This is a genomic window from Gilliamella sp. wkB18, from assembly GCF_001690875.1.
Classification (GTDB): domain Bacteria; phylum Pseudomonadota; class Gammaproteobacteria; order Enterobacterales; family Orbaceae; genus Gilliamella; species Gilliamella apicola_A.
The window spans coordinates 12,077-37,995 of record NZ_LZHM01000027.1 but is presented as its reverse complement, the minus strand read 5'-3'; the positions used below and the strand labels follow the sequence as shown (position 1 = coordinate 37,995).

General features: G+C 34.9%; 31 protein-coding genes and 1 riboswitch. Of the genes, 10 read left to right on the top strand and 21 right to left on the bottom strand.

Going from position 1 to position 25,919, the window contains the following annotated elements:
* Positions 1-184 precede the first annotated feature (184 nt).
* Positions 185-1,483 (top strand): ATP-dependent RNA helicase SrmB, encoded by a 1,299-nt coding sequence (gene srmB, locus A9G48_RS01855; RefSeq protein WP_065575728.1) that lies wholly within the window; start codon positions 185-187, stop codon positions 1,481-1,483.
* Between the two features lie 140 nt (positions 1,484-1,623).
* Positions 1,624-2,226, top strand: coding sequence for a peroxiredoxin C (locus tag A9G48_RS01850; protein WP_034945147.1), 603 nt, complete (start codon positions 1,624-1,626; stop codon positions 2,224-2,226).
* A 203-nt stretch (positions 2,227-2,429) separates the two neighbouring features.
* Here A9G48_RS01850 and A9G48_RS01845 read toward each other — a convergent pair whose 3' ends face one another.
* The 8 genes from A9G48_RS01845 to eco all read right to left on the bottom strand — a co-directional run bounded on the left by A9G48_RS01845 (position 2,430) and on the right by eco (position 10,049).
* Positions 2,430-2,744 (bottom strand): DMT family transporter, encoded by a 315-nt coding sequence (locus tag A9G48_RS01845; RefSeq protein ID WP_034945144.1) that lies wholly within the window; start codon positions 2,742-2,744, stop codon positions 2,430-2,432.
* A 21-nt stretch (positions 2,745-2,765) separates the two neighbouring features.
* Complete coding sequence (locus A9G48_RS01840) at positions 2,766-3,107, bottom strand: DMT family transporter (RefSeq protein WP_034945141.1); 342 nt, start codon at positions 3,105-3,107, stop codon at positions 2,766-2,768.
* Positions 3,108-3,593: 486 nt separating this feature from the next.
* Entirely contained in the window at positions 3,594-4,238 is a 645-nt protein-coding gene (gene ribB / locus A9G48_RS01835; protein WP_034945139.1) for a 3,4-dihydroxy-2-butanone-4-phosphate synthase, read from the bottom strand.
* A gap of 171 nt (positions 4,239-4,409) precedes the next feature.
* Positions 4,410-4,586, bottom strand: a riboswitch (FMN riboswitch).
* Positions 4,587-4,693: 107 nt separating this feature from the next.
* Complete coding sequence (locus A9G48_RS01830) at positions 4,694-5,695, bottom strand: ABC transporter permease subunit (RefSeq protein WP_202807432.1); 1,002 nt, start codon at positions 5,693-5,695, stop codon at positions 4,694-4,696.
* Positions 5,696-6,607 carry an ABC transporter permease subunit gene (locus A9G48_RS01825; protein ID WP_065575727.1) on the bottom strand — a complete coding sequence of 304 codons (912 nt, stop codon included), beginning with the start codon at positions 6,605-6,607 and terminating at the stop codon, positions 5,696-5,698.
* Positions 6,608-6,886: 279 nt separating this feature from the next.
* A complete protein-coding gene (potG, locus tag A9G48_RS01820; protein WP_218055674.1) occupies positions 6,887-8,023 on the bottom strand; it encodes a putrescine ABC transporter ATP-binding subunit PotG in 1,137 nt (378 codons plus the stop codon).
* 100 nt (positions 8,024-8,123) lie between these two features.
* On the bottom strand, positions 8,124-9,233 hold the full coding sequence (locus A9G48_RS01815) for an extracellular solute-binding protein (RefSeq protein ID WP_034945136.1): 1,110 nt from the start codon (positions 9,231-9,233) through the stop codon (positions 8,124-8,126).
* 327 nt (positions 9,234-9,560) lie between these two features.
* Positions 9,561-10,049, bottom strand: coding sequence for a serine protease inhibitor ecotin (gene eco / locus A9G48_RS01810; RefSeq protein WP_065575726.1), 489 nt, complete (start codon positions 10,047-10,049; stop codon positions 9,561-9,563).
* A gap of 105 nt (positions 10,050-10,154) precedes the next feature.
* Here eco and ydiK point away from each other — a divergent pair, with 105 nt between their 5' ends.
* From ydiK to A9G48_RS01780, 6 genes are all read left to right on the top strand, one after another.
* Complete coding sequence (gene ydiK, locus A9G48_RS01805) at positions 10,155-11,207, top strand: AI-2E family transporter YdiK (protein ID WP_034945133.1); 1,053 nt, start codon at positions 10,155-10,157, stop codon at positions 11,205-11,207.
* 158 nt (positions 11,208-11,365) lie between these two features.
* Entirely contained in the window at positions 11,366-12,721 is a 1,356-nt protein-coding gene (gene pssA / locus A9G48_RS01800) for a CDP-diacylglycerol--serine O-phosphatidyltransferase (protein ID WP_034945130.1), read from the top strand.
* 649 nt (positions 12,722-13,370) lie between these two features.
* On the top strand, positions 13,371-13,937 hold the full coding sequence (locus A9G48_RS01795; protein WP_065575724.1) for a hypothetical protein: 567 nt from the start codon (positions 13,371-13,373) through the stop codon (positions 13,935-13,937).
* 79 nt (positions 13,938-14,016) lie between these two features.
* Positions 14,017-14,226, top strand: a complete 210-nt coding sequence (locus tag A9G48_RS01790) for a hypothetical protein (protein WP_065569061.1) — start codon at positions 14,017-14,019, stop codon at positions 14,224-14,226.
* Between the two features lie 71 nt (positions 14,227-14,297).
* The gene (locus A9G48_RS01785) at positions 14,298-14,495 is read left to right on the top strand and encodes a hypothetical protein (protein ID WP_065575723.1); all 198 of its coding nucleotides are present in this window, start codon (positions 14,298-14,300) and stop codon (positions 14,493-14,495) included.
* 91 nt (positions 14,496-14,586) lie between these two features.
* On the top strand, positions 14,587-15,678 hold the full coding sequence (locus A9G48_RS01780; RefSeq protein ID WP_065575722.1) for a hypothetical protein: 1,092 nt from the start codon (positions 14,587-14,589) through the stop codon (positions 15,676-15,678).
* Positions 15,679-15,875: 197 nt separating this feature from the next.
* Here A9G48_RS01780 and A9G48_RS01775 read toward each other — a convergent pair whose 3' ends face one another.
* From A9G48_RS01775 to A9G48_RS01750, 6 genes are read right to left on the bottom strand one after another with little or no spacing between them, the layout of a single operon-like run.
* Positions 15,876-16,277, bottom strand: a complete 402-nt coding sequence (locus A9G48_RS01775) for a tail fiber assembly protein (protein WP_065575721.1) — start codon at positions 16,275-16,277, stop codon at positions 15,876-15,878.
* Positions 16,278-16,291: 14 nt separating this feature from the next.
* Positions 16,292-17,050 (bottom strand): gp53-like domain-containing protein, encoded by a 759-nt coding sequence (locus A9G48_RS01770; RefSeq protein ID WP_065569057.1) that lies wholly within the window; start codon positions 17,048-17,050, stop codon positions 16,292-16,294.
* 4 nt (positions 17,051-17,054) lie between these two features.
* Positions 17,055-17,702: a DUF2612 domain-containing protein gene (locus A9G48_RS01765; protein WP_065569056.1), complete on the bottom strand. Its 648-nt coding sequence runs from the start codon at positions 17,700-17,702 to the stop codon at positions 17,055-17,057.
* Complete coding sequence (locus A9G48_RS01760) at positions 17,695-18,816, bottom strand: baseplate J/gp47 family protein (RefSeq protein WP_065575720.1); 1,122 nt, start codon at positions 18,814-18,816, stop codon at positions 17,695-17,697. The genes A9G48_RS01765 and A9G48_RS01760 overlap by 8 nt, the downstream gene beginning before the upstream one ends.
* Positions 18,797-19,162 carry a hypothetical protein gene (locus A9G48_RS01755; protein ID WP_065575719.1) on the bottom strand — a complete coding sequence of 122 codons (366 nt, stop codon included), beginning with the start codon at positions 19,160-19,162 and terminating at the stop codon, positions 18,797-18,799. The genes A9G48_RS01760 and A9G48_RS01755 overlap by 20 nt, the downstream gene beginning before the upstream one ends.
* On the bottom strand, positions 19,156-19,935 hold the full coding sequence (locus tag A9G48_RS01750; protein WP_065569053.1) for a Gp138 family membrane-puncturing spike protein: 780 nt from the start codon (positions 19,933-19,935) through the stop codon (positions 19,156-19,158). Before A9G48_RS01750 ends, A9G48_RS01755 begins: the two co-directional genes overlap by 7 nt.
* Positions 19,936-20,013: 78 nt before the next feature.
* Between A9G48_RS01750 and A9G48_RS01745 the strand changes: the two genes are divergently transcribed.
* Together A9G48_RS01745 and A9G48_RS01740 are read left to right on the top strand one after the other, a co-directional pair.
* Positions 20,014-20,196 carry a type II toxin-antitoxin system HicA family toxin gene (locus tag A9G48_RS01745; RefSeq protein WP_065563028.1) on the top strand — a complete coding sequence of 61 codons (183 nt, stop codon included), beginning with the start codon at positions 20,014-20,016 and terminating at the stop codon, positions 20,194-20,196.
* Positions 20,197-20,218: 22 nt separating this feature from the next.
* Entirely contained in the window at positions 20,219-20,665 is a 447-nt protein-coding gene (locus A9G48_RS01740; protein WP_065575718.1) for a type II toxin-antitoxin system HicB family antitoxin, read from the top strand.
* A gap of 269 nt (positions 20,666-20,934) precedes the next feature.
* Here the strand turns inward: A9G48_RS01740 and A9G48_RS01735 are convergent, their stop codons facing one another.
* From A9G48_RS01735 to A9G48_RS01705, 7 genes are all read right to left on the bottom strand, one after another.
* Entirely contained in the window at positions 20,935-21,249 is a 315-nt protein-coding gene (locus A9G48_RS01735; RefSeq protein WP_065575717.1) for an SHOCT domain-containing protein, read from the bottom strand.
* 39 nt (positions 21,250-21,288) lie between these two features.
* Positions 21,289-22,113, bottom strand: a complete 825-nt coding sequence (locus tag A9G48_RS01730) for a phage protein (protein WP_065569050.1) — start codon at positions 22,111-22,113, stop codon at positions 21,289-21,291.
* Positions 22,082-22,423: a phage baseplate plug family protein gene (locus A9G48_RS01725; protein WP_065569049.1), complete on the bottom strand. Its 342-nt coding sequence runs from the start codon at positions 22,421-22,423 to the stop codon at positions 22,082-22,084. The genes A9G48_RS01730 and A9G48_RS01725 overlap by 32 nt, the downstream gene beginning before the upstream one ends.
* Position 22,424: 1 nt before the next feature.
* Positions 22,425-23,138, bottom strand: coding sequence for a phage baseplate protein (locus tag A9G48_RS01720; protein WP_065575716.1), 714 nt, complete (start codon positions 23,136-23,138; stop codon positions 22,425-22,427).
* On the bottom strand, positions 23,138-24,925 hold the full coding sequence (locus A9G48_RS01715; protein ID WP_065575715.1) for a hypothetical protein: 1,788 nt from the start codon (positions 24,923-24,925) through the stop codon (positions 23,138-23,140). The genes A9G48_RS01720 and A9G48_RS01715 overlap by 1 nt, the downstream gene beginning before the upstream one ends.
* 146 nt (positions 24,926-25,071) lie before the next feature.
* Positions 25,072-25,488, bottom strand: coding sequence for a phage tail assembly chaperone (locus tag A9G48_RS01710; protein ID WP_065575714.1), 417 nt, complete (start codon positions 25,486-25,488; stop codon positions 25,072-25,074).
* Positions 25,488-25,919: a phage protein gene (locus A9G48_RS01705; protein WP_065569045.1), complete on the bottom strand. Its 432-nt coding sequence runs from the start codon at positions 25,917-25,919 to the stop codon at positions 25,488-25,490. Before A9G48_RS01705 ends, A9G48_RS01710 begins: the two co-directional genes overlap by 1 nt.

Here is a 25,919-nt window from a genome sequence, read left to right as displayed (position 1 = left end):
GTAATTTAAAAAGTTTTTAATTTCACAAAAATATTTAAGTAGGCAATAGGCATTACAGTAGTTCTAATAATAACAATACGACGATATTTAATGAATCAAAGTGATAGTAGTTGCAGGGATAATGATTGTAGTTATAGCCTTTGTGGTTATAATGTGTCAAATAATTTTTGACAATAAGATTACTATGACAAAACAAACTTTTTCTGACTTAGAATTAGATGATATTTTAATTCAAAATCTTCAACTACAAAACATTAAGATACCAACCGTTATTCAAGCACAAACCATTCCTGCTGCTTTAGATGATAAAGATATTTTAGGTTCAGCACCAACAGGTACAGGCAAAACGTTAGCTTTTTTAATTCCGGCTGTTCAACATTTATTAGATTTTCCACGCCGTAAACCTGGTCCTCCCCGTATTTTGATTTTAACTCCAACTCGTGAGCTTGCTATGCAAATTGCTGAACAAGCTAAATTATTGACTAAATCGACACATTTAAGCATAGCAACTATTACTGGCGGCGTAGCTTATATGAATCATGCAGAGGTGTTTAGTAAAAACCAAGATATCGTTATTGCAACAACCGGTAGGTTATTACAATATATAAAAGAAGAAAACTTCGACTGTCGAGCTGTTGAAATACTCATTTTAGATGAAGCTGATCGCATGTTAGATATGGGCTTTTCGCAAGATGTAGAAACAATATCTGCTGAAACTCGCTGGCGTAAACAGACAATGTTATTTTCAGCCACTCTTGAAGGTGAAGGTTTAGAAAATTTTGCTCGACGCATTTTGAACGATCCTATTGAAATTAAAGCTGAGCCATCACGTAAAGAACGAAAAAAAATTTTACAATTTTATTATCGTGCTGATGATCTAACACATAAAGTTGCGCTGTTAAGCCATTTGCTAAAACAAGAAGAGGTAAAGAGAACCATTGTTTTTGTACGTAAGCGGGAACGTGTACATGAGCTAGTAACTTTACTTCATCAAGCGGGGATACATAGCTGTTACCTAGAGGGTGAAATGGTTCAGGCTAAACGTAATGAAGCAATAAAAAGAATTAAAAACAATGTAGTTAATGTTTTAATTGCCACAGATGTAGCAGCTCGAGGAATAGATATTGATGATATTAGTCATGTCATTAATTTTGATGCTCCTAGAACTGCTGATGTCTATTTACATCGCATAGGTCGAACAGCACGCGCAGGAAAAAAGGGTACAGCAATAATGCTTGTTGAAGCACATGATAATCCATTATTACAAAAAATTGAACGTTACATTCAAGAGCCAATTAAATTGCGCACTATTGAGGGATTGAAACCAAAAACTAAAGCCCCAAAACCAGTCACTAAGAAAAAACTATCACAAAAGGCGAAACTAAAAAATAAAGCAAACAAGCAATCTGATGCGAATAAGAAAAAAGTAAAAGAGCGCTTGCGAGATAAAAAAAATAAAGGGAAACGAAGAATTAATAATTAATTTCGAAGAATAATTGTTTTCTTAATAGTTTAAACTTATACAATTGATTGTTCATAATGAATTGGACTATTGTTTTTAATTGTTATAATAATCTTGCAATTTTGTTAGTATTATTTTATAGATTTTTTAGGAGAAATACCATGACATTAGTCACTCGTAAAGCCCCAGATTTTACTTCAGCAGCTGTTTTAGGTTCTGGTGAAATTGTTAATAATTTTAATTTAGCAACACATATTAAAGGAAAATATGCTGTTGTTTTCTTTTGGCCTATGGACTTTACATTTGTTTGCCCATCAGAAATTATCGCTTTTGATCATCGTTTAGAAGAATTTAAAAAGCGTGGGGTTGAGGTTATTGGTATTTCAATGGATTCTGAATATGTGCATAACGCATGGCGTAACACACCACAAGATAAAGGTGGAATTGGTGAAGTAAAATTCCCAATTGTAGCAGATGTTAAACATTCAATTATGCAAGCATATGGAATTGAACACCCAGAAGCTGGTGTTGCATTACGCGCATCCTTCTTTATTGATAAGTCAGGTATTGTTCGTCACGAAACTATCAATGATTTACCAATTGGTCGTAACATTGATGAAATGATTCGTATCGTCGATGCATACCAATTTCATGAAGAACACGGTGAAGTTTGCCCAGCACAATGGACTAAAGGTAAACAAGGAATGCAAGGCAACCCTAACGGCGTGGCGAACTTCCTTAAGCAACATGCGAATGATTTATAAATAAACAAATAATTAAATTAAAGTTTAAAAATCATTTTACCACATAGCCTATTAATAACCGGATATTTTCCGGTTTTTTTATAAATTAACTGCAATATTTTACTAATTAAGTTAACAAAACTTTAAATTTAATTTTAGGGGTTTTTATTTCAATTATATAGTTAAACCTACAGTAAAATTAGTTTCTTAAATGCAATAATAAATTACATTGTCATATGCAAGCCAACAACACCAACAATAATAATGCCAAGCCCAAATAAACGTGAAGGATTTTTAGGTTCATTAAATAATAGCATATTGGCCAGTACGGCTCCCGACGTTCCAAGACCAACCCATACCGGATAGGCAATGCTCAACTCAAGATAATGAAGTGATAAGTAAAATAATATAAAAGAAACAAAAAAACCTCCCCAATATAAAACTAGTTTATAAAAATTTTTTTTCTGTGCATATAGTTTCAGCCCAACAGCACCAGTTACTTCAAAAATAGATGCTGTCAATATTAATAACCACCCCATTTTTACCTCTATTATCGTTCATCAGCTATCTGTGCGTTTAAGTTGCACTAAACCAATAATGATTAAAGCAATAAAGAAAATCTGCATCAATTTTATTTCTTTTCCAAAAAGTAACATATCGATGACCACTGAACCAACAGCCCCAACACCAGAAAATATGGCATAAACGGTACCAGTTGGAATTGTTTTACAAGCATTCGTAAGAAGTGTGAAATCAATAATGATTAGGATCACAATAATAATCCAATGCCAAAGTTCCGTTGCAGTGCTAAACCCCAAAATCCAACACAACTCAAAAAAGCAAGTTAGGATCACAAATGCCCATTCTTTATTTATGCTAAAAATCTTATTTATATTAAACATTGCTACCCCACTATATTTATTTTTTTACATTTATTATTTGATTATGCTCTTTTAGCGATATTAACCTATATAAAAGGAAGATGGTTCGCAAAAAAATTATTTGCCACCGTAAGATCTAAATGTTTATGTGTAGAAAAGACAGCTCTTTTTATATTAAGACACCAATACTATCTAAAATATCTTTACACTGTATTATTTTTATTTATCCACTACTTGAACAATTCTATAATGGAGAAGTATAAATGACAAGATTAAAATCTTTATTATTCAATATATCACGTATTAACTTAACCGCTTTGCCATATATTGATTAGGCTAGTTCCTGCCATTTGACTTTCATATTTGTTAGTATGTGATTTCATTGTATTTGCTAATAGAATAATAGCTAATTGAAATTTTAGCTAAATTTATAAACTCAATTATGTTAAATAAGTTAATTAATTTAGCCATATTTCACCCATTATCTGCAAAATATGACTAAAATTACTATTTTAGTTGTAATTTCCGATATTCAACAATATCTTCAATAGTCACTACTGGCATATGATATCTTTTAGCAAATTGAACGACTTCTGGTGCCCTTGCCATTGTTCCATCATCATTAGTTAACTCACACAATACGGCAGCAGGTTTTAAGTCGGCTAATGTGACCAAATCAATCGATGCCTCAGTATGACCACGCCGAACCAATACCCCCCCTTCTTTAGCGACTAATGGAAACACATGTCCAGGGTGATTTAAATCACTTGGCTTAGCACTATCAGCTATAGCCGCTTTAATTGTTGTTACACGGTCTGTGGCCGATACCCCGGTCGTTACTCCTTCAGCAGCTTCAATGGAAATGGTAAATGCTGTATTATTTTTACTCGTATTATTGGCAACCATCATAGGCAAATCTAATTGTTTGCAATGTTTTGGTAGCAAACATAAGCAAACAATGCCACTACCATAACGAATAGTGATAGCCATTTGTTCGGGGGTAATTGACTCAGCAGCCCAAATAATGTCACCTTCGTTTTCGCGATCTTCGTCGTCTAACACGAGCACACCTTGACCTGCTTTAATAGAGGCAATCGCTTTTTTGACACGCTCAATCGGCGTTCCAAATTCATTTAAATTAAACTGATTCATGGTAAATACCTATATTTTTTTAACTTGCCCATTTCATTATTTACTTAATTAACCGTTTAGCAGTGATACTATTTAGCTATTAAATTAATTAAGTACAAATAAATAAAATACCAGAATCAGGGCAGTGCTTGACCAGCATGGCTTTGCCTTTCAGCAAATATTGGAAAGATAAGCAACTCTCTTTTATCCAGACTTTAACTGTCGGCTTTGGAATTTCACCAAATCTGCTTGACCTTAACCTATCAAAACTAACCGAACAATAAATAAATCATCATTGTTAACAAGACAAATTAAGCGCTCGTGGGCTATACCACCGGTGGGGATTTACACCCCGCCCTGAGAATTTTGCCAAAAAATTGGCAAATCACACTATAATACAAAATGATAAAAAAAACACGGGGATTTTTAAACGAAATATTGCCGCAAAGTGCGGCAAAAATAGAAAGTGCAACTTGTTAATGCATACCAGTTTCATTTATTTTACGTCGTTCCGTTTTACGCATCCATAACCATGAAATAAACCCAATAATTCCAACGATCAATAAAATAATTGTTGCAAGCGCATTAACTTGCGGATCGACCCCTAATTTTACTTTAGAGAAGATTAATTTCGGTAATGTCATTGCTCCAGGCCCCGTTACAAAATTAGCAATCACTACATCATCAAGTGATAAAGTAAAAGCTAATAACCAACCAGAAACTAATGCTGGCGCAATCATAGGCAATGTAATAATAAAAAACACTTTTAATGGATTAGCACCTAAATCTAAAGCAGCTTCCTCAATTGATTTGTCAAGTTCGCGGAGCCTTGCACTAATAACTACGGTCACATAAGCCATACAGAATGTAGTATGTGCCATCCAAATAGTAATTGCACCACGATCTTTTGGCCACCCAAGAATCTGCCCCATACCGACAAATAAAAGCAATAATGCCAAGCCCGTAATAATATCAGGCATAACCAGTGGGGCTGTTGTCATAAATGAAAACAGATTTGCGCCTTTAAATTGTTTGAAGCGAACAATAGCATAAGAGGCAAGAGTACCTAATACTGTTGCAAAAGTCGCAGCACACGCGGCAATTGCTAAACTCAAACCTACAGCTTTAAATAATTCTTCATTATGCATTAGCACAAAGTACCATTTAGTTGAAAATTCAGCCCATACTGTAACTAAGCGAGAACTATTAAATGAATAAACAATTAGAATAATCATTGGGATATATAAAAACGAAAATGCCACCAATAAAATAAGCCCTTTAAGGCATCGGAAAATGAGTGCTAATGTCACAACCACTGTCACAATCAGGCTAAACATTAAACTGTTGACATATAAGCTTGCATTGGTAAGTAAATCTAACCCAGCCGAACTAATCAGTACAGATAGTAATAACGAGCCTAATAAAAATGAGATAAATACAATCACAGAAGATCGCAAAATAACAGGTAAATCATTCATCTATTTACCCTCCATTTGCCGGCTTTGAAATTTATTGAAATAGTAAATTGGCACTATCAAAATCAACAACATAACTGTCGCAACTGCAGCTGCTGCTGGCCAATCAGTATCTCGAGAGAATATAGTCCAAATTTGCGTACCAATCATAATACTTCGAGAAGGCCCTAACAATTCAGGTATCACATATTCACCAACAGCTGGAATAAACACTAGCATACCGCCAGCAATAATGCCATTTTTGGTGAGTGGTACAATAATCTTAAAAAAGGTTTTAATTGGCTTACAACCTAAGTCTAATGCGGCTTCAATTAATGTCGAATCGACTTTACTTAATGAAGTATAAATCGGTAATACCACAAACGGTAAATAAGAATACACAATACCAATATAAACAGCCAAATAGGTTTTTATAATCACAAGTGGCTGATCAATAACCCCTAACCACATTAAAAAGCGATTTAACAAACCTTCTTGATTTAAAATACCGATCCACGCATAAACTTTAATTAAAAATGATGTCCAAGATGGTAAAATAATTAATAATAACAGAATATTACGTGTCGATTGTTTACATTTTGAAATTGCCCATGCTAATGGATAACCAATTAAAATACATAATATGGTTGAAATAGCCGCAATTTTTAATGATTCTAAATAAGAATCAAAATAAATATTGTCATTAACTAAGTTAATATAATAACCAAAGTTCAAAGCAATATTTAGTAACCCATCATCATAACTAAATAAATCAGTATAAGGAGGAATGGCAAAGATTTTTTCAGAAAAACTAATTCTAAAGACAATTAAAAATGGTAATAAAAATAACAATAACATCCATAAATAAGGAATGGCAATAACAATTAAACGCCCATAAAGTGTCATCAAGTCAGTATCTGAACGTTGTTGCTGCATTTTTTTATAGGCAAAATAAATTGCCACAAGCCCAGCAGGAACAAACAATATACTACCAGCAATAATCAGCCGATAAGCAAACTTAGAAGGTTTATAATTTGCTAAATATAACCCCAAGCATGACAATAAAAAGCTCAATGTCATTGCGGTAAATAGCGCATCTAAAAATAAATTGTCAAAGGCACCTGTTGTTACAAAACGCCAATAAACATTGAGCAACACAAATGCATTTAACAACAATCCTAATACAATGGATCGCATTATGATATCCTTTTTTGTTTATTCAGTAAGCACAACACAACTATCAACTTCCCAACTTAAGTTAACTATGTCACCCCAAGTTGGCATGCCTTTACGATAACGATGTTCATTTTGTAGCTGAGCGATGATAATTTGCCCGCTTGGTAATTTAACATGATAAATAGATAGATCCCCAAGATAAGCAATTTCGACCACTTCACCAGTTGCCAGATTGTAGCCGTCTTCTGGAATTTCGTCGCATAATTTAATTTTTTCAGGGCGTAGTGCAACTTGTATTGGCACACCTTCAACCGCTGGCGAATCATAATCGACTTTTAATGGACGCTTAATCATAGGGCAGCTAATGATCAAACCATCTTCTTGCGTTTCTTGCAAAATACCATCAAAAACATTTACCGAACCAATAAACTCAGCACTATAACGGCAATTTGGGTGTTCATAAATCTCTTCAGGCTCACCGATTTGTACAAATTGGCCTTTATTCATAATGGCAATACGCCCTGCCATGGTCATGGCCTCTTCTTGATCATGAGTTACCATCACACACGTTGCGCCCACTTGCTCTAAAATGCTAACCACTTCAAGTTGCATTCGATCTCGAAGCTGTTTATCAAGTGCCCCCATAGGTTCATCAAGTAATAACAATTTTGGACGTTTAGCCAAACTACGAGCTAGTGCCACACGTTGTCTTTGCCCACCAGATAATTGATGCGGTTTACGTTTACCAAATTGCTCCATATGCACAAGGGCTAACATTTCATCAACACGTTGTTTTATTTCATCCTCATCTAATTCATCTTGTTCTAAACCAAAGGCAATATTCTGCTCAACCGTCATGTGAGGAAATAAAGCGTACGATTGAAACATCATATTAATTGGACGATCATAAGGCGGAACTTGTGATAAATCCTTACCATCAAGAATAATTTGCCCTGATGTAGGCTGTTCAAAGCCAGCAAGCATTCGTAACAATGTAGATTTACCACTACCTGACGCACCTAATAAAGCAAAAATTTCACCAGCGTAGATAGTCAAGTTGACATCATCAACAGCATAATAATCATCATTAAAAACTTTAGTTAAATTTTTGATCTCCAACAGTGGAGTTACCATCTTTTTTTTAGGCTGCACCTGATTTGTTGTTTTATTGTTCACTCTATTTCCCTCATAACAACAAGCCAAAAAAACGAGACGGAAAGGCTAAATAACCTATCCGTCTAGAATTATTATCTAAATTCGATATACAAAATATCGACTATTTACCAGTTTTAAGTTTAGTCCATGTACGAGTAATTACGCGTTCAAGTTTAGGATCTTTAACCTGCAAAGTGAATAGTTTTTCCATCACTTCTGGTTTTGGATAAACAGCAGGATCGTTTTTCACCTCTGGTTTTACAAATTTGTCATTTGCTTCTTTATTGGCACTAGCAAAATTCACATCGTTGGTGACTTGTGCGGCAATTTCAGGTTTCATGACAAAATTTAAAAACTCATGCGCTTCATCAGGATTTTCTGAATCTTTTGGAATAGCAAAGGTATCAAAGAAGACTAATGCGCCCTCTTTTGGAATTTGATAACCAATATGCACACCATTTTTTGCTTCGTTAGCTCTATCTCGTGACTGTAAAATATCGCCAGACCAACCTAAAATGACACAAATATCACCATTTGCTAAATCAGTAATATATTGTGAAGAATGGAAATAACGAATATTTGGTCTCACTTTTTCTAACAACTCATAAGCAGCACCAGTATAATCTTTAACATCAGTACTGTTTGGATTTTTACCTAAATATCGAAGTGCACTTGCAAAGATTTCAGTTGGCGCATCTAAAAATGCCACACCACAATCTTTTAATTTTTCCATATTTTCTGGTTTAAAGACTAAATCCCAACTATCAACTGGTGCGTCTTCGCCCAAACGTTCTTTAACTTTATCAATGTTATAACCGATACCTGTTGTCATCCATACATAAGGGATAGCATACTTATTATCAGGATCATGCGTTGCCATTAACTTCATTAAATTTGGATCAAGATTTTTCCAATTTGGTAACTTGCTTTTATCTAACGGTAAATAAACATCTGATTTAATTTGTTTGGCTAAAAAACTATCAGAAGGTGAAACCACATCAAACCCAGAATGGCCCGCCATCAATTTACCTTCAAGGATTTCGTTTGAATCATACACATCATAAACAAGTTTGATGCCTGTTGATTTTTCGAAATCAGAAATAGTATTAGAACCGATTTGACCTGCCCAATTGTAAAAATGTACAACACGATCTTTAGCTATAGCTGATTGAGATAATGCTAATGAAACACCAGCAAGAATTGAAAGAATTGTTTTACGTTGAGTAAACATGCTCACCACTTCTCCTATTGTTATAGGGATATTACATGTCAAACACAAGCCCATTGAAAAGACACAATGAACCCCCCCAAATTTTACCAATATCAATATAGTTTATGAAAAAATATAGTATGGTGAAACCTAGGTAAGCAAGCAATTACTAGTTATTAATTAAATCAAAAATAATTAGAATTAACCTTGCATTACGTGGGATAAAATACCTTCTTTTTCAAAGATGTCTACATAAAATATAAAAAATCTTAAAATTTAGAGTTGATTGACTATATTTTAGTCTCTCAACTCTTATTTAGTAGTCTATTAACAATAAATTTTCATATTTTATTCGGCATTAGCTTGCAAAATTTTTGCATTTGGCTGCCAAATACGATATTTAACTTGCAAATCATTTGGCACATAAAGCACAATAGGTAGACGGCTATTGTAATCTAACCAACTAAGATTAGCAGTAACAAATTGATTTTTATTCGTTGATACTGGGCAAGTCATTAAGGTCGAAATTTCACCATAGACTTTATCAACAACATAATAATTATACCCCCAACCTTTTAACTCCTCCTGCTTTAAGGTTGTTGCTAAATGCGAAAAATTACAATCAACATTCATTTCTTTACCGACTAAAACTTCAACTTTAGCACTATTTTCATCTGTTAACTTTGGCAGATGAATAGCATAACGCGTATAACCTGTTGAAGCTTCTGGATAAGGTGCAACATCATTAATACTTTGCACTGTTTGTGGTAATTTAGAAGTGTTTGAGCAGGCTGATAAAGCTATCCCCATAAACATAATTAACGCTAATTTTTTCATTTTATTACTCCCAATAATATTATATTTCATTAATATAGTCCCATATGATTTTATAACTACAATGCGTATAATAGCACTGTATAGATTAAATATTATGGAAAAAAAATGTCAACCGAAAAAAAAACATACGATTTATTGAAATTAATCTTAAATCTCTTATTAATAGGATTATTTATTATAATCACTTACCGCATTGTTGAAGCCTTTTTATTTGGTTTTTTCTGGGCTGTAATGGTCGTAATTACTACTTGGCCATTAATGATAAAGATTCAACAAAAACTTTTCAATAAACGATGGTTGTCGCTATTAGTAATGGCATTAATTTTAGCCATTGTTTGTGTAATACCTTTTCTTTTGATTATTAGCAGCGTTGCTAAAAATGGGCACTATCTTATCGAATGGGTAAGGACACTTTCCCACCAAGAGCTGCCGACTTTTGATTGGTTGGAAAATGTACCGACATTTGGAAGTGAGTTACATCAAAAATGGTTAGATCTCATTAAGACTGATGGTTCAGATCTCATTACCAAAGCACAACCTTATATTGGAACAATGATAAAATGGCTCATTGAACAAGCCACAAATATTGGTATTTTTATCTTTCATGCAGGAGTAATGATTATATTTAGTCTTTTGCTTTTTTTAAAAGGCGAGAATATAGCAAAGTATGTTTATTTATTTGCTAACCGCCTATCTAAGCAATATGGCGAAATCACTATTACTTTAGCGGGACAATCAATTAGGGCAGTAGCATTAGGCGTCGTAGTGACTGCTATAACTTTGGCTTTAATTGGTGGATTAAGTTTCGTTCTAACAAAAATACCGATAGCTGGAATACTAACTTTAATATTATTTATTTGTTGTGTAGCCCAAATTGGCCCTGTAGTAGTTATGCTTGGCTGTATCATCTGGCAATTTTGGAATGGACATACAATCTCAGGCATAATACTAATTATAGTTGCCATTATCTTAACTACATTAGATAGTGTAATGCGTGCTTATTTAATTAAAAAAGGAGCTGATCTGCCATTTTTATTAATCTTATTTGGGGTGATTGGCGGTCTGCTTGGCTTTGGTATTATGGGGTTATTTATAGGACCTGTTGTATTGGCATTAACTTATAAAATAATTCAAACATGGGTTGATGAGCAATCTTAAAAAAATTATCATCAACTAAAGTTTTTAACAATTACTATAAAATTTAATTCGTTGACAACAATAGATATATCTCTACATTGATATTAAAAGGAGAATTATTTTTCTGGTGTAATTTATGTTATTCTACAAATTAAACCAGTCATAATGATATAAGAATTATGCAAATACCATTTATAAAGTATAATCACCAAAAACAGCTTGATGAGCTACCAAAAATTTCACAGGATGCCGATAAATATCGCATTTTATTTGATCCTAAAGCTTATCATCTTGCATTGCTTGATGCGATCAATAATGCGCAATACCGTATTTATATCGTTGCATTATATTTAGAACAAGACGAAGCAGGAAGTGAAATACTTGCCGCACTCTATCAAATTAAAAAACAACGCCCGAATTTAGATATTAAAGTGTTCGTTGATTGGCACAGAGCACAACGAGGACGAATTGGCGAAGAAAAAACTAAGACCAATGCTAGATATTATTATCAATTAAAAAAAGAAAACCCAAATATTGACATTCCAATTTTTGGCGTGCCAGTAAATCGCCGTGAGGTTCTTGGTGTGCTTCATCTTAAAGGGTTTATTATTGATGACACAGTGATCTATAGTGGTGCAAGCATCAACAATGTATACTTACATAAATTTAATAAATATCGATACGATCGCTATCATTTAATTACCAATAAAGTACTTGCCAATAGTATGGTAGAATATATTAATAGCAATTTTTTACCGTTTGAAGCAATCCAACGATTGGATGTGGAAAAACACAAATCACGGAAACAGATTAAGCCTGAAATTAGAGCTTTACGCCAGCATCTTACGAATATTAGTTATCAATACACTAATGAGGTAAATAATCAAACACTTTCAGTCTCACCTATTTCGGGGCTTGGACGAAATAACTCACTCAATAAAATTATTCGCCATTTGATTAATTCTACGCAACAAAAAGTGATTTTTTGTACTCCTTATTTCAATTTACCTAACATTTTGGTGCGTGATATTATTCGACTACTCCGAAAAGGACGTCAAGTTGAAATCATTGTAGGGGATAAAGTAGCAAATGACTTTTACATTCCCGAAGAAAAACCTTTTAATATTTCTGGTGGATTACCTTATTTGTACGAAATCAATTTAAGAAATTTTATTGAGCGTTTACAGACATTTATTGATAAAGAACAACTTATTATACGATTATGGAAAGATGCAGATCAAACTTATCATCTTAAAGGCATTTGGGTAGATAATCAATGGGTTTTAATTACCGGCAATAACCTTAATCCTCGTGCATGGCGTTTAGATCTGGAAAATGGAATTTTAGTCCACGATCCTAAACAGGAATTAAAGGATCAGTTCATTAAAGAGCTCAATACTATTCGGGAAAAGACAATTTTAGTTAACCATTTTCAACAAATTCAAGCCAGTCAATTTTATCCTAATCATGTACATAAATTAATAAAACGGTTAAGCCGAGTTAAAATAGACAGAATTATCAAACGGTTACTATAAAATCAATCTAAATATAAATTTGATTACCAACAAATATAATATTTTACAATTCCCTATTAAGAATAAACTTTCATTATTTTTATAATGGAAGTTTATTAAAAAAATTAATTAATAAAAATGATTTACTAATACCAACCACTCTTGGTTTTCGTAAGTTATAAAAACTTATGAATAACGACAAACTAAACAATAAGTAATTTAATTTACACTATAGCTGCAATAATACTTTCTTTTTAGAAAGAAATATTATTTAGGAACTGTACTCAAAAGATTATTCAAAGGTAAGACATCAGATAAATACAATAAATTTTGACCCCAGCAGGAATCTAAAACGATAATTAACATATTGAATAATATAAATACTTAATATTATTTTCTTTTAAATACCGTCAAAAATACCCATTAAAGTTTTTAGTGTATTTTATAAAACAAAACCCTCTATATCGTGAAATAATCAAGAGCTTAGATTAGAACTTAGACGCGCTAATTATACATCATAACATTGATTTTTTCATCACTATTTCACATCAAAATAGCACGGAAAGATAAAAAAATGGTTGACTTTGTAGGGCGCTCTACATACAATGACATCATCAACTAATCGCAATACAAATTAGATAATTTTTAGTTATTCAATAGAGAGGTAAATATGTTTGTATCAATCAAAACCATTAAAAACACTATTCATGTAAAAACTCAATACAACCCTGAATTCACTGAGGCAGCAAAACAAATTGGCGGGAGATTTGATTTTGATGAAAAATCATGGATCTTTGACAGCAAAATTACCGATATTGTAACTACTGAATTATTACGCATTTTTGGAACAGACGGTTACAATCAATCATGCGTTGATGTGGAAGTTACCGTTAAAAAAACAATGAAATCAGAGTTAGGTCCGATTTATTTAGCGGGACGAATTATCGCTCAAGCCAAGGCACGGGACGGAGGCGCCAGAAATGGGGAGAAAATTACATTCACAAAAAAATCAGCGAACTCAGGCGGCTCAACTAAATATTGGACAACTGAAATTGAGGAGGGAGCTGTTTTTAGAATTCTAGACCTGTACAATGGGGCTGTTAAATTTTTAGATGAATGTGACGCTATAGAATACAAAATCATTCGAAATGTAACAGATGATAAATCTATTGAGCTAGCGAAACTAAAAGCCGAGCTACAGCGGATCACCGCCAGAATTGCGGAATTGGAGAGCTAATCACAGCTAAAGCAGTCACAAGGTAAAGCCCAAAGCTGGGGCTTTACAGAATAACGACATTAAACTGTACGGAGGTAAAATGGCACAGACTGAATCGCGAAAACGAGCAATAAAAAAACAGATGCAAAAACGAGTGGGACAACCGAGAATGCCTGGTGCATATATTTCTGATAATGAAAATGCGCTATTAATTGAAATGGGTGAACTGTACGGCTCAAAAAAAGCAGCTATTTTTGCAGGTTTATTACTATTAAAAAAATTTCATTCAGATAAAAACAAAAAAAGATAAAAAAACGGTTGACTTTGTAGAGCGCTCTACATATAATAACATCATCAACTAACAAAACAGAGGAAATAAAAATGACAACTATCACTATTAACACATATGACCCAGCAGGAAGATTTAACATGGACGATGATGAGGCTAAAGCTTTTTTTAATTTTGTTGAAAAAGAGGCGATCGAAGCGGGGTTCGATGTTGTACGAACTTGCGCCATCGATGTTGACCCAGAGAGTGAGGAGTTTATGGAAAAAACTTTCCAAAACTATAATGTTTAATAAGCCCGGGCGGGCTTATTATTATAATAACCATGCTCATTACTGTGGCTATGTAGTGAGTGCTAGTTCGGCTTTTTAACGGGAAACTATAATGTTAAATTTACTAACGGATGATTGGATCTGTTTAAACGGTGCATCAAAAACCAATATTGACGAGGTGCTCGACATACCAGTGTATAAAATTTTTGGAACTGTCACGGGTTATCAAAATGCAATAGTTGTACTTATGTTGTTGAAAAATTACTTAAAAAATATTAATGAAAATGATTTTATTAATTTTTTTCAAACACCTATTGATGAATTCATATCACCGAAAGAAGTCACGATTGACCAGCTAGTCTATAACCAGCCACGAGAGAATACGAAAAAGAGAAATACCGATTTTTTTATCAAACGTGGCATGATTAACTGTTTATGTGAGGCGTGTGCGACACAGTCCCTATTCGTAACCGCCCTATTTGGGGGACCCTGCGGAGTAGGTTATTCAACTAGTTCATATTGCAATAAATTATTAATGTTTAAAAATGGGGAAACGATTCGGGAAATAATAAAAAATAACAAAATTGAAAAAAAATATTCATTTAATGAGATATTTTCAAACCCATACAAAATTAAATTTATCAATACTGTTTTCGATGAGTGTTCATTATGCGGTGAAAAAACAAATTGCTACACCCATTTTTTACGGGAGCCTGCACCCCAAACAATCAGAATGGACAATTTACCGCTAGTAGCTAAAAACAAAAATGGGGAGCCGTTTTTTTATCGAAATCGACTAGCCAACATTCAGTTAGTGAGTAAAATAAATGATGGCAGTATAGTGTTGCCAGAAAATATTAACCCTACAGTTAATGATGAAATTAATGCATTTTCTATTTTATATAACAAAGCAAAACTTCTTAGCACAGAGGAGCATTGTTTTTGTTATTCTGATGTAAATTTGAGTGGTGATATCTATTTTTTATCTCAACAAATAAAAACATTTAGCGTCCATCATGATGATGATTTGCAATACGAAATTGCTATGTTGTTTGAGATTTATTTAAAAAATAATAGCATTAATGAATCGGCAATTAAAATCATGAAACGATTCGTGCCGTCAGATATTACAGCTCTACGCAGTGAAAAACAAAAATCATTGGCTGTTGCTCTAAATCGGGTAGTATCTCGATACCAGGATTAACAGTCTGCTAATCCTCAGCAGGTAGATATAAAAATCCCCACGGATGTGGGGAACTGATAACATATTATTCAATAGCATTTATTTACTATCGGTTTATCCCTATTAATATAGGGAACGGTGTACTAACGAATAAATAGCAATTTTTTATCCCATTCTATGGGAGAAACATTGAAATTATATTATTTATTATTTATATGTCAACTGTTTTTTGGTTTTTTGGGAAATTTAGTATTAACATCAGACGCATCAACACGAGTTAATAAAATGCGGTATTTTTTCCACTGTTTTAGCATTTCCTCCTCGTTTGATTCCTGCATATCCAAATCGATGATATCCTGTAAAACCTCTATTTTTTCATTCGCCTCATTGATTAATACTGTTTTTTTTGATTTATTCACCTCAATAATTTCATTTGGAGTTAAAACATACTCAATAGCTACTGGGCGTCCGTTTTCGTCTGATTTTATTTCCATCCCGTCTGTTTGTTGTTGCAATAATTTTGCATGTAGTTCTCTACTGATTTTTATTGAATTTTTAGGAATTATATTGATTTCTGAATCGTAGAATGCGTTTGCCGCCGCATTATAATAAATTGTCATATGGTCTCCAGTTATTAGTTGCCAATTGCTATCAATGAAAATCTGCCAGCTGCGCCAATAACGCTGCCGGGATTTATAACGCGGGATAAAATTTTAATTGTTGAGCGTGAGGATTTTCCTAGTACATAACCATATGAGTACGCAGTGCGGTTATCCCATCCATCGCCGTTTGCCTCTGCGACAACAACATTAAACAGATTATTAGGAAACGCAATTGGCAATGTCAGCGTTAATGAGCCAGTTGAATTTGTTATTGAGCTACACCACTGAATTATTAGTCCAGATGGCAATTTTTGATAACCATTTGTTGAGTGTCTAGACTCGAAATCATTTAATACCACCATGCCAGAATTATCAAATTTTGGGCGTTGTTTAAAATAAGTTTCAACGGTCACCTCATATTGAATATCGTTGAGTTTATTGGCTGGCAGATATTTTCCATTAATGAGAGTTGTCCATTTGGTTGCACTAGTTGATGGTTTGGCGTTATCGTTTTCAGCTATTGCAGTGTACAGAATGCCGTTATATTTAATCATTGCATTAACTGGGTATTTTACGGTTTCACTCCATTCAGGTACGCCCTGCTGTAATAGATACAGCATATTTTTATCAATGCGATTAAATGCTCCATTCATCCATTCCATTGGCGGTTTTGATGCTGTTTGCTCAATAGTTATCCCCCACCCTCTATTTACATCAGGAAAATCGCTGATCTCCCCCGTTTTTGCTGAATCAGCAAAAATTAAATAATCTGGTTTTTTCTGAATTTTCATAAAGTTATCCTATTTTTTGAATTCGTGCAAATTTACCTAAATTAAATCCCTGTGAATGTTTATCGTGTGCAAACCCGAACGGTTCGCTATTAGCTAGAACCAAATAGCGATACATCACGCCGATCGGTCGCACTAAAATATCCATTTTACTAATTGCGTATAGTGTTAATGAATTGAGTTGATCGCTATCTACTAGCACATTCATAGTCATGTTTTGCGCATCAATGATATTTCCGCGCTCGCCGATCATGAATTTAATTGATTTAACAATATTTGATATTTCTCCAGTTTGATAATTTTTAGTGATTTTGGATTTAATAAAAAAACGATAGTCATTGTCATTTAAAACGACTGATGCGTGTAATGCGTCACCATATCGATAAAACTCACCAATACCGAACGGCAACGCTGACCTATCCCTGAGCCATCCAAAATATTTTTTAGCTATTGCTGTTGGTAAAATTCGCGATACACCAACATGCCTGCCAACCAAATCCAATGCATAGCCAGTTGCACGGTCAATATTGAGAATGTCCGCCAATTGAATAACATTTTTAAATGTGTTATCTGTTTCTCTGTAGATAGCTCTAATCGTTCCCAGCGCATTAGGTTTGGTTCGATACTGCCAGATGATAAAATTCTCCCTATTCATCAATCAGCACCTCAACATTATTTATCTGTGCATATTCTCGATAACCGATATTGGCAATATTTGAACTATTAACCGTGAGTGATTTAATATAAAACCCGTCAACTAAATTAATGCTTGAAATAATACGCGACGCGTAAACATTCTCACCAATTTCAAATTCTAAATGTTTTAAATTGGTTTTGATTTGCTCAATATTGATATCGTTAAATGACTCATAACGACTAATTACCATTGAGACATTGACATCAATTTTTTTCGGTCTGTCAAAGTAAACTTTTCTTGGTATATCATCTAACAGATAAGACGTTTCAATTTCCCCGAATAGCCCACATCCGCCAATTTTCTTCTTGGTGATCACTTCCGCTATTTTTTCATCAGCACCACCCAAAATAACGGCATTAAATGAGTGAGCAGGAACACCCGTTTCATCAATCTCATTAGTGTAATTTTCGTACACCTTACACTTTGTCACGCCAGTTATATTCATTAATGCAGATTGAATGCCTCGGCGGTCATCGTAATTATTAATTGAGTGTGACAACATGAATCGCCTCAATAGTTGCGCATCAGTTTCCTCATCAACGCCGCCATAACTGTTTGTATTTGCTGTGACTTTATCAACACCAATAATAATTGTGCTTGGTGTAAACTCATCAAGTGCGTTAACATTGTAATTACCCAGTTCTAACGATCTGAATTTAACGCGTGCGCTACCCAGGTCATTTAATGTTATTGATTCAGTTGTTACCCATTTGTTTTTGTTCTTGTCAACATAAATTGAATTATTTGGTATTGTCGTTTTTGGTGATCCAGTAAAAATCACCTCATCAATATACGAATACGAGGCTGTAATTCGTGTTATTCCTGCATACATAGCTCGCTGTTCTAACCAGTGCCCCGTTGCCTGATACGGATCTAACATCTGAACGATAAACGAAACCGCCTGATGAATGTTTGCTAGCTCTTGCGAGAATAAACCCAATAATTGGCCGTCTGGCGTATCGCTATCAAGGTTGACATTTTCACCATAAATCGATTTGAACGCGCTAACTAATCGATTTTGAATAGTGTATAAGTCATCAATTTCGACGCCTTTATCTGTTATCTGTAACATTGAATGATGCCTCGTTAGTTTTGTTAAATTTATCTGTATAACTAATCTGTATTAGAAATTGTCGAGTATCGCTATCTAACAAAATATCGAAACTATCAATATGGACCACACCGTCTACCTTGAAAATTTCCGATTTTACATCAATTTCTAGCTGTTTTGTGTTCGGGTTTTTAGTTAGATAATCAAACCATGCGATACCGTCCTCGCGATTTAAAAACCAATCTCTTTTTAATGCTAATAATTTAGTTTTTACACATTGAGCTATCGCCTCAGAGCTATCTAAATAGTTACCCAACCCGTGTCCAAACGTCCAGTCATGATTATGATCTAACTCTCTAACTAGCATTTTGGTTCTCCTGTTGTTTCATCTCCACTCATAACCCCAGTATGAACATGTTCGTTTAGATTAACGCCAATATTAGTTATCACATTTTTAACTCGTAGAACGCCAGTGCTATTTGATTCACCGTCGGTTTGTCCAAAATTACCAGATAAATTATAATAACCAATCTGGATTTTGTTACCGGTTTGAATGTAATCCCCTAATTGTTGATAATTACCGGTGTGAGTGTAATTTCCATCCTGATGATAGTTACCAGTTTGAGTGTAATTTCCTAGTTGTTGATAATTACCGGTGTGTTCAATATGCCCCTTGATATAAATTGTACCGTTCGTTAGTCGGATATGAGTTGAACCGTCGTCAGTTTGCATAGATGCGCCGTCATGATAAAAATCAGGTATTTTATTAGGTGCGCTATTACAGCCAACTATAAAAAAACCATCGCTGAGATCGTTAATTCGGTTATCTAACGGTTTTGATGCGTTACCCGATGCAAACCAGCCGTCTATGCAACGACTAGAAAAAACCACCAACCCCTCATCACCCTCTTTTATCGGCACAGTAATACAAAAACCACCAGCATGCGGAAATTGTGCGGGGACATCTACCAACGGGGGGATTTTTATTTCCTGCCCGTTTGCTATAACTCGATTAATCATCACCTGACAACTAACTGTGTGCCCATCAAATGAAATGACCTGAGCCGGTAGCGCAGTGTATATATTCGATTGAGCGCGCTTAATTTGATTTTCAACTGCTGCAAATAGTGAATCTGTCATAATGAATGTACCTAATTAATAAAATCGTTGACATATGTGTATATGTGTGTATAATTATTTTCAGGTTAGGAGGTAAACATGAAATCAACTGACCTGATAAAAGAACTTACTAACGCAGGATGTGTTCTGAAACGAGTTAGAGGTAGTCATCATATGTTTTACTCACCGATAACTAATAAAACGTTTCCAGTTCCTCATCCAAAATCAGATTTACCGATTGGCACAGTAAGATCAATCAAAAAATCGGCGGGGCTTTTATAGCCCGCCAACTTTTGGAGGTATTATGTTTTTTACTCTTGGCATTGAAACCCCGAACGATAGCGATACCGCTTACGGCATTGTCGTGCCTGCGTTATGCAATGAAAAATATAGTTGTTATTCTGCCGCCGACAAAGAACACGACATCCCAGCAATGGCAACTGAGGCTATTTTGTTAACTGTTCAGGATATGATTGAATCAGGTGATTATGATGTTAACGATATTCACAACGATCATGTTTCATATAAAAATAACGACGAATATTCTCATTGCGATACATGGGTAATTATTGACGTTGATTTATCATCATTTGTTGGTAAACAAAAAAGAATTAATATCACATTGCCAGATATTCTGATCGATAGAATAGATAACGCAGTTAAAGCGCCGAACTCGGTTTATAGGGATCGGAGTAATTTTTTGGCAGCGGCAGCCATTAATGAATTGGCGACGCAAAATAAAGCCCGTTAAATAAAACCCCCTCGAAAGAGGGGGGTTACACCCTGTGTATACAGGGAACTCTTATTTGAGGTATTACAATTTGTCTACGGTTTATCCCTGTGTATACAGGGAACGCGGTTAATGGACAAGAATTGAACCTTATCACCTCGGTTTATCCCTGTGTATACAGGGAACGTATCCACCCATGCTGGGTAGGTAATTTGAAGATATACTAAGATACAAACAGAGTCAACTATTATTTGTTGGGCGTCAGGGGTTCGAAAACCGGCATCTAATCATTAATTCAGTAATTTTATTTTTTGTTTTTCAAACTCCTCCTGCGATAAAACGCCGCTTTCTTTTAGATCATTTAATTTTTTCAATTCATCAGAAACGGATATATTCGGATTCTGAATTGCTTGATGATTATTTGAATTTTGCAAAACCTTCTCAGGTTTAACTAGTCTATCTCCGTGGCATAGTGGGCATCTTTTTTTGTAAAAAGGGATAAATAAAACCCAAATAAAGCCTGTAAAAATAATACCAATAAGCGTTCCCGTTCCAATTTTTCTTTTTGGTATTACATTTCTTTGACACAAAGTACAATATTTCATCGCCGTTAAATTCCTTGGGCTTAAAAAATCGGCATTATATCAAATTTTTTGAAATTTACCACCGGTACAAACCAATTTGCTATGCCAGTTTGTGTTGCATAAATCGCCGTTATGCTCAATCGAGCTTAATTTATAATCGCCGTTATACTCGGCGATCTTTGATTCAACACGAACAAGCGAACCGATCCTATAATGGGGATTGCATAGCGTTGTAATTTCTAGCCCGTCGTTAGTTTTTTTCGGGATTCCAATCATTCCTGTGTTTCTAGAAATTACCCAACCCTCACTATTAGCGAGGGCTTTATCTTTAGGGATAACAACCAGCTGATCATCCTGTATAGACCAATCAGCATTATTGTTTATAGCTATTTTATGCATCGCCTCACGCGTGTCGCACATAAAAATTTTACCGCGAGGCAACGCTCTATCATTTGGCAAATTAATGGCGCCCTTTTGTACTCCAAAACTACTAACCACCTCGTTTAGGAAATCACTGTCCGTTTGCCCGCTCTGCATCGTTTTAATAATAGTTTTTTCTGTATAAGCTCGGTGTCCATCACCACAACGCATTGTTGTGATAATGTCCTGTCCTGTTAGTTTATTTTCCACCGTCAAAATATCACCACAAAATATTAACCTCAAAACATCCTCTTTATAGCATACTGATAACTCTAAAAAATGATATTGTTTGCTAGTGATGAGGTTTCTATTAGAATCATTGAGATTATATATTGATATTTCAGCGGTATTTGGCTCTGATGTTAGCGTTTTTTTTATAGAAAACGAAACCCTGAGATTATTAATTACAATACTCTCGTTGCGGTTGCCAATTTTAAGCTCTAACAACCTGCCGAATTGTCTCACGATATTCTCCCTTAGTCATTGTTAGTAATTGCATACGATTATTAAGATCAATTTTAGATACAGCATTAATTCCAAGCCCTGACCTATCATCTAAAACCAATACAAACGGCAAATTAAATTCAATTAACGATGGGCTGTCAACAGATAGCCCCTTATTTTTCGTAATATATTCATTTTTATCAATATCAAATAAATCAAATTGATAGCCATTTGATATTGCGTTATATCTTAATGTTAATCGCAGGTTCATATCGTATAATGAAAATGATTGAATCAATACATTATCCGCTGTTGTTTGTATAACATGCATTTTAACCTCTAACAATATTATCTAGTATAGAACCCTGTTTTTCCTGCGGCTGGGTTTTTCCTAAATTCCGCGTTTCTGAGTTTGGTACGCTCATACCGCTAGCAATTTTCGTTTCAACTATGAAAATTTCACGAAACGTTAATAAAAACTCGCCACTCATTCTATTTTTTTGAGTGAGTCCAACAGATGTTAGCACCATTTTTTTATACTGCCGTGTATTTGTTTGTAGCGTTACAGGTTCACCGCTACGCTGTATTGCTAACAGCTTTTCATGAGCATCTGCTATACGATCTGATGATAAACTATTTAATAACGGAGACTGATAATCAGGTAGAAAATCGGCCACAATTTGATTGACTGTTTTTTTTACTCCATGGTTGCGTAACGCATAATAACGTTGAATGATTTTTTCAGCCTGATCCGTAATTGGATTAACTCTCATGGGTAGCGGGTATTTCTCAAAACTATAGCCAGTTATACTCTCAATCGCGCTAATTCGCGGTTCATACCCAACAACCAGCCCATAAACAGTAACCTCTTTAGGGTCTAATACCGCATGATCCGCAATATTAGCCCCGTTTTCGATCGGGTTTTCTGTTACTCGTAATTTTGATGCGTGCTGCTCAACAGTGTTGATATCCAGACCAAATGTGAAATTATCACTGATAATTAACCCCAAATTATTTGATAATTTATTTAATATAGATTTAAACATTAGTTATATCCTAGCGCCGTTTGTGTATTATCGGCTAAATTACGCACAGCGTTATTAGACAGGCTATTTAAACTATCGAATCCATCCTGTGGTGTTGTAACGTTCATTGTGTTATTGATAGTTACCGCATTGTTATTATTTATGTTTTTGTTTGCTGGCATAAAACTTCCTGCTTTAGCTCCATCTGTGCTGAGCTGCGCTTGAATGTTGGTATTAGTTAATCGCTTAGCTGTGACTTCTATCTTATCATCGTCACCACCTAATCCAATCCACGATAAAGCTCCTTTGACTTTGCTTTTAACTGAATCGATAAATCCATAAAATTTATCTCTTATCCAATCCATCGCGTTTTTGAATGGCGCAGTAATTGACTCATGCACTTTTAAAAACGTTTCAGCAAATTTCTTGGTAGTATCTCCGACATCTCCGACCCACGCTTTAAACAGGCTTTTTACAAAATTCCAAGCGGCTTTAAACGGAGATATAACAAAATCGAAAATAGCCCAAAATGTTTCGCCTATCTTGTCTGTAGTAGTGGTAGTGTCATCTTCCCAGATGTCAAAAAGGTCATTAATGAATTTCCAAGCAGCTTTGAACGGAGCAGTCCAAAACTCAAAAATAGCCCAAAACGTTTCTCTGATAGCATTGACAGAGTCTCCAGTATCAGCACCCAGCCAATCCATTATTTGGCAGATTACTTTATATGACATTCGAAACGGTAGCGTTAGCGCATCAATAATAAAGTTAAAAATCTTACCAATTCTATCTACCGTTTCACTTGCTGCACGTTCAGACATACCGAAAAACATTAGTATGTTTTTAAACGATTTTGACAGTAACGACCTGATACCTGCTATTAGCGATTTAAAGCCGCTTACTATCGAATCAAACAAGCTTTTAGATAACGATTTTATTTTTTTAGTATCGCCCGTCCACAGGGCTTTGAGAAATTTCCAGAATGTTTTTGCAAATTCCCAAGCCCCTTTTGCTCCGTCAATAAATGGTTGCCAGTACTCACCGAACAGGCTTTTACCGCCGTTCATGTAGACCATTAGGTCATCAATCAGCAACATTAAAGCGGTCAGAAGCCCAAGAATTATACCGAGAGGGCTAAATAAAAATGCTCGATTGAGCACAGCCCAAACGATACCAAGCGCAATTAGTGCGTTTTTCCATCCAATTGTCCCTGATATGATTTTGTCAATAAATTTAACAAAGTTAACAACCACCTGAATTGCCATCCCGACTGCTTTAATAACTTTTGTAATGCCGTCAGCAATCAATTCTTTATTAACTGTTAACCAATTTCTGAACCCAGCAATTAATCTGGTCAGCGCAGGCGCAAGATTTAATGCAATTTTAGTTTTTACACTATCGAGAGCTAGCCCTGTTCTGTTCATTTCACGTTTATAATGCTCTACTTGAATGAGCTCTCTCTGTGAGATTTTGAACAGCGCCCCCTTTTGAGTTGCTAACTCACGGGCTTTATCGATTGCGTTATTAAACGCCCTCAATACCCGTTTACCATAGAGCGCAGACGCTGCTGTCAATCCGATAATCACAAGCTTTAGCTTGCTCAATTTTGATTTTGCCTCATCAGCAGATTTACCCGCCTCCTCTGTTGACTGCTGAGTTTGCTGAATCATCCTATTTATATCACTCTGCATCTCATTAGCGGTATCTGATAATCTATCAGCTCCAGACTGTAGCAATGCGATAATTGCGGCAATTTCGCCAGCTTTTGAGGCGTCAACTCCAATTTTCAATAAAAATTCTTCTAAAACCATTTACGCCTCGCTCTGCTGTTGTTTTTCTGCTAATTTAGTTTCAGCTATTACATTATGCATATCGATAACATCATCGAGAGAATAGACGGTTCTGAGTTCGTGGAGCGTTGCGTATTTATTTACGATAACGCCCCACACAAACCAATCTACATCGCTTTCTGAGCTATCTCCTCCAAGCTGAGAGTACTTAGATTGGACAATATGCCACTTGGTAAAAAACCCAAAAAATGGAATTTCAGCCCCTCAATAATCACTTGATAGTAATGGCTTCGATGAGTGTTAAAAAATTCACCGGCTTCTTGTGGTTTTTGAAACAGTACTTTTTTACCGTTTTCATCTACCGCAGTGACATAATCAAGAATGAATTTTTCTATTTCAGCGAATTGTTCAGAGCCGATATTTGAGGCAAGTTGACCGATATCAAAGCCTGATTTGTTGCCCTCGAATGAAAAACAACCCTGAAGCAGGGCTGTTAATTTTTTTAAATATTTATTTGATTTGAAAAAATCTGCTTGTGTGAATGTATAAACTACATCATCAATAGTAAAATCTGCGCTTTGCATTATAAACCGCCTTTAATATCAAACTCTGCTTTAGTTGCTTTAAATGTCCACGTTACGCCGTTGTGAGCTGTGCCTCGTGCGTGTGTTGGTGGTGTTGTAAACCAACAACCTGTTAGTAAAAACTCATCACCGTTGCGTAAATCCTTATAAGTAATTAATTTACCCGTCGCTGTAGTCGGGTTATTAATTTGAGCATTACGTAACTGATTTAATTTTTGATTAGTTTCAGAATGCTGTAACGTTTTAATAGTAACAGTTGCGCCACGATTGCATGAATGAACAAAAACGCCTTTACCATTAATGCCGTAAGTAATATCGCCGTCATCGCCGATCGGTGCGATACTGATAGCATCCTGCGCATTCTCGTAGCCAGTAATTTCCGTGCCGTCTATTGTTAAAACGGCATCTTCTAAAGAAAATGATTTAGACAT